We start from the raw sequence: 4,727 nt of genomic DNA, 5'->3' as shown, positions 1-4,727 counted from the left end.
TCGCCTTCCTGGCTCAAGGGTGCCTGCACGGAAGGGCATATCTCCAAAAAGGGGCGCGGAGCCACCAGCGCGCGAATCAAGTCGTCGTCGGCCACGCAAAACAAGCCGAGCATCAGGTCGCAGAGGCCATGGTGCGCGGCGCCCCAGCTTTCCCGCGCCAGGGTCGCCACCGCGACCGAAACGGCAGCACGGACGCGCGGCTCCACCGCGGCGAACCAGAGCGAATGCGTTCCGCCCATCGAGACTCCGGTCACGGCCACCCGCTCCGCATCGACCCGGGGATGCCTCAAAAGCCAGGTAAGTTCCGCCTGATGATCCGACATGATCAGGCCCAGCAGGCTCTGCCCCGCAGGCAGCAGAAAGGCCGTGGTCTGCGAGTCGTGAGACTCCGACCAGAGAGGGTTTTCGCCCCGCTCAGCCTGACCGAACGGCTCGACGGCCATTACCACCCAACCACGTTTGGCGAAGGAGAGACACCGCGACTGCATTGCCGAGGACCAGAGCGCGTCGCCATGCCCTGGCAACATCAAGATCGTCGGCCGGCGATCGGTGCCGGTGGAGTTCTCGCTGGATGGGGGCAGCAGCAGGAGCGCCGGTGACGCCACCCCAGGACGCAAGCGAAGGAGATGCTTTTCAACTCGAATGCCATCCAGGTCGACGGTTCCCATTGCCGTGTCGGAGACGTCGGTAGGCGCTTTCGGCATCAGGTAGGTGGCGGCCAGCGCCTGGCGAAGACGATCTTGCTCGCGCGCCACGCGCTCGGCCGGCCAGGATGCCCGAAGCGACTGGACGGCATGATGGAATCGCCCGCGAAAATACTCGCCCATCATCTGGCCGCGCTTTTCCGGCAGCACCTGCCAAGAGGCGGGGGCGATTTGCTGAGCAGCCAGTTGGTCGTTCCAGCACGAGGCTAGGAGCAACATGGAAAGCGGCAAGAGGGCAAATCGTTTCATGCGTATTGGCCCTCTGACCTGAGATTTCTCATGGTAAGCGTTTGACCGATGGGCAAGATTATCGCCCGCCCAGAAGCCAGTTTCAATCTACGTGCTACGTGGCCGGTTTCCTGGCCGCGTTCGGGTGCACGCCGGCGCCGGAGCATCGCTTGACATGGCTACAAAACGTAGCCATACTGCGGCGGCGTGGCTTGGACTCAAGCTTGAGCCCCCCTGCCCTCTCTGCCCGCGGTGGCGCTAAACCGAAAATGGAATGCTCGATGGCCGAAACGCGGTTGAGCAACCGAGAACTGCCGTTGGCCGAGCGTTACCGGCGGCGAAGGAATGGTTTTGCGCAGCAGGCGGCCGACTTGTCGCGCTCCTGGGCGCAGATCCGGGCCGCGCGCCGTGGGTTGGCGGTCTTTGCCGTTCTGTTGGTGCTGGCCGTTGTCACGGGTTTGCTACGTTATCAGGCGTTCGTCGTCTTTCTTGTCCCGCTGGCGGTCGGTTGGCTGGCTTCGACGCTGCGGATGGACCAGTACGAGTCGCAGCGGCAACACGCCGATTGTCTCTGCCGGATCAACGACGAGTCGTTGGCGCGGATGGAGCGCTCTTGGGAGCGGATTCCCCTGGCGACGCCCGAGGTGCCTGAGTCGCGGCGCGGATTGGCCGATGATCTGGATCTGCTGGGCAAGGCCTCGCTCTTCCACTTGCTGTGTCAGGCGTACACGCCCTGGGGCGTTGCGACACTGCGCGATTGGCTGCTGGCAACACACTGCCCGACGAATCTTGCCGAGCGGCAACGGGCGGTAGCGCGACTCGCCGCGGAGTTGGAATTTCGGCAGCAGTTTGGCGCGCATGCGCGTCGGGTGCGTGGCAAATCGATCGACCAAGACGCGTTTGTGCGGTGGGCGGAGAAAGGTGTGGCGAATCCGCCCTGGCGGTTCTTTATGGCGTGGAGGATCGTCTATCCGGCGGCCGCGGCGATTGCCGTGATTCTGTTTGCCGCCGACGTGACGTCGTCGACCGCGTTTGGCTGTACCATGCTCGCCATTCTGCTATTCAATTTCGGACTGTCGGTTTTGCTGGTGGGACCGATTCACGATTTGGTTCGCGGCGTTCTGAACTATGGGCATGCGGTCGATCAATATCGGAAGCTGTTCGAGCATTTGGGGGGCGTCATCGATCGCGCTCCGAGTGTGGCGACCGCACTGGGAGAAGCGTCGGCAACGATCGCCGATGCGTGTGGCGCGCTGGGGCAGCTCGAGCGGCTGGCCGGTTTCGCGCGGCTTGCCCGACTGCCGGCCGTTTGGCTGCCGGTGCAGGTGATCACGCTGTGGGATTTTCACGTCTTTCAGGCGATTGAGAAATGGCGCGGCCGATACGGACCGCGGATGCCTGGTTGGGTGCGGGTGCTCGGCGAGTTCGAAGCCATGCTGTCGTTGGCCGCGCTGGCCCACGACAATCCGACGTGGTGCTTCCCACGGATCAGCGAAAATTCGCCCGAGATGCTGCGGGCCGAGGGCCTGGCCCACCCGCTGCAACGCGACGCCGAGCGTGTCGGCAATGACGTGAGGCTTGGTCCCCGCGAGACGGTCCTCTTCGTCACCGGTTCCAACATGGCCGGCAAGAGCACGCTGCTGCGGTCGATTGGCGCGAACGTGGTGCTCGGTCAGGCCGGCGGCCCGGCATGTGCGACCGCGTTGGAGATGTCGCCGGTGGTTTTGGGGACCGTGTTCCGCGTTCAGGATTCGCTTGAGCGGGGCGTGTCGTTGTACATGAGCGAGCTGGTGCGACTGAAGGCAGTGGTGGAGCAAGCCCGCGCGCTGAAGGACAAAAATGGAGCGGTCTTCCTGTTCCTGCTCGACGAGATTCTTCACGGCACGAATACGGCCGAGCGGCACGTCGCGGCACGGAGCGTGATTTTGGAGTTGCTGGGGCAAGGGGCGTGCGGCGCTGTTTCGACCCATGACCTCGGGTTGCCGAACGAATCGCGATTAGCGGCGGTCGCCCGCAACGTGCATTTCAGCGATCAGCTCGGCAGCGAGCAGGGCACGCCGCAACTATGTTTCGATTACCGTCTGCGACCGGGCATTGCGCAGTCGACCAACGCACTGCGGTTGCTAGAGATCATCGGGCTGAAGCCGGATCCATAAGAGCCGATCCGAAAACCGCCGGGGAGAAGGTGTCCCAGTTTGCTGCGGGGACTGCGCAAAATTGGGACCGTCCCCGGCGGTTCTCGGATTGGCTCTCAATTTTTGCACCAACATTCGCCGTCGAGTAGAACCGTGTCTGTCACCGGCGTTCTTATCCCACGGCGCTTCGACTCGGCGTCCTCAAAGAAAAGGTCCCGTCCCGGCCATGAAGCTCATCATTCAACATCTGTGCAAGCGATATCCCAACGGCGTGCAGGCGCTGCTGGACGTTTCGCTAACGATTCCGACCGGCATGTTCGGGTTGCTGGGACCGAACGGGGCCGGCAAGTCGACGCTGATGCGGACGATCGCCACGCTGCAAGAGGCCGACTCGGGCAGCATCATGCTCGACAGTCTCGGCGCCAGCCAGCTCGACGTTTTGAAGAACAAGGCCCAGGTCCGCAAAATGCTGGGCTATTTGCCGCAGGACTTTGGCGTCTATCCGAAAGTCTCGGCCGAAGATCTGCTGGATCACCTGGCCAAACTGAAAGGCATTGTCCCGGCACGCGACCGCCGCGAGCTGGTCCACTCGCTGCTGGTGAAAACCAATCTCTACGACGTGCGCCGTCAGCGGCTGGGTAGCTTTTCGGGCGGCATGAAGCAGCGTTTTGGCATCGCCCAGGCGCTGCTGGGCAACCCGCGCATCATCATCGTCGATGAGCCGACCGCAGGCTTGGATCCCGAGGAGCGGGTGCGATTCCATAACTTGCTGAGCGAGATCGGCGAACAGGTGATCGTGATCCTCTCGACCCACATCGTCGACGACGTGACCGATCTGTGCCAGCAAATGGCGATCATCCATCGCGGGCAGGTGGTGGCCACCGGCGATCCCAACCGGCTGGCGGCGGAACTGGAGGGACGTATCTGGCAAAAGACGATCACCAAGGACGAGCTAGCACAGTTGGAGTCGGAGGTGCTGGTCTTGTCGACGCGACTGCGCGGTGGGCGGCTCGTGGTTCATGTCTATTGCGATTCACAGCCCGATGCGTCGTTTGCCGCGGTCGAGCCCGAGCTGGACGACGTTTACTTCCGAGCGATCAAGAGTCATCTTCCCGCCGTGGTCGGCGCGGCCAAGGTGGCGTCATGATCGGGACGATTGCCGCGTTCGAGGTTCGCAAGCGGTGCAGCCTGCTGTCGACGTACGTCTACTTTGGGCTGTTTTTTGCGATGGCGTTTTTGACGACGATCGTGGCCGGCGGAGCCTTTCAGGGGACCGCCCTGATCGTGAGTGGGTCGGGCGGCAAGACCTGGATCAATTCGCCATACGTAATCTTCTCGATGACGTCGCTGTTGAGCTACTTCGGTTTGCTGGTCACGTCGGCCATTATGGGAGGCGCGGTCTATCAGGACTTTCACTATCGCACGTACATGTTTTTCTTTACGGCGCCGATCCGCAAGTTCGACTATCTGGTTGGCCGCTTCTTGGGAGCGCTGGTGGTGTTGGTGCTGATCTTCGCCAGCATTGGGCTGGGGATTTGGCTGGGCAGCATGATGCCGTTTGTCGATCGCGTTACGTTTGGACCGAATCGGCTGGCAGCCTACGTGCAGCCCTATTTGCTCGTCGTGCTGCCCAATCTGATCATCACCGGAGCCTTGTTTT

Annotated in this window: 4 protein-coding genes; 3 read left to right on the top strand and 1 reads right to left on the bottom strand. The window is 62.4% G+C overall.

Annotated elements, in window-relative coordinates; all coding sequences use genetic code 11:
• The coding region (locus VGG64_29800) for an alpha/beta hydrolase family protein (GenBank protein HEY1603834.1) at positions 1-953 on the bottom strand (953 nt) is incomplete at its 3' end.
• 260 nt (positions 954-1,213) lie between these two features.
• On the opposite strand from VGG64_29800, the gene VGG64_29795 reads away from it, so the two are divergent.
• The 3 genes from VGG64_29795 to VGG64_29785 all read left to right on the top strand — a co-directional run.
• The gene (locus VGG64_29795; GenBank protein HEY1603833.1) at positions 1,214-3,088 is read left to right on the top strand and encodes a hypothetical protein; all 1,875 of its coding nucleotides are present in this window, start codon (positions 1,214-1,216) and stop codon (positions 3,086-3,088) included.
• Positions 3,089-3,293: 205 nt separating this feature from the next.
• Positions 3,294-4,214, top strand: coding sequence for an ABC transporter ATP-binding protein (locus VGG64_29790; GenBank protein HEY1603832.1), 921 nt, complete (start codon positions 3,294-3,296; stop codon positions 4,212-4,214).
• Positions 4,211-4,727 (top strand): hypothetical protein (locus VGG64_29785; GenBank protein HEY1603831.1); only part of this gene is annotated, 517 nt, incomplete at its 3' end. The genes VGG64_29790 and VGG64_29785, both read left to right, overlap by 4 nt.

The organism is Pirellulales bacterium, from assembly GCA_036490175.1.
Classification (GTDB): domain Bacteria; phylum Planctomycetota; class Planctomycetia; order Pirellulales; family JACPPG01; genus JACPPG01.
Note: the sequence above shows the minus strand (reverse complement) of the source record. Positions and strands in the feature narration are given on the sequence as shown.

What these genes read in the sequence shown, in the direction of transcription:
- VGG64_29795 (HEY1603833.1), top strand. Translation starts at nt 1,214, where the DNA reads ATGGCCGAAACGCGGTTGAGCAACCGAGAACTGCCGTTGGCCGAGCGT.
- VGG64_29790 (HEY1603832.1), top strand. Translation starts at nt 3,294, where the DNA reads ATGAAGCTCATCATTCAACATCTGTGCAAGCGATATCCCAACGGCGTG.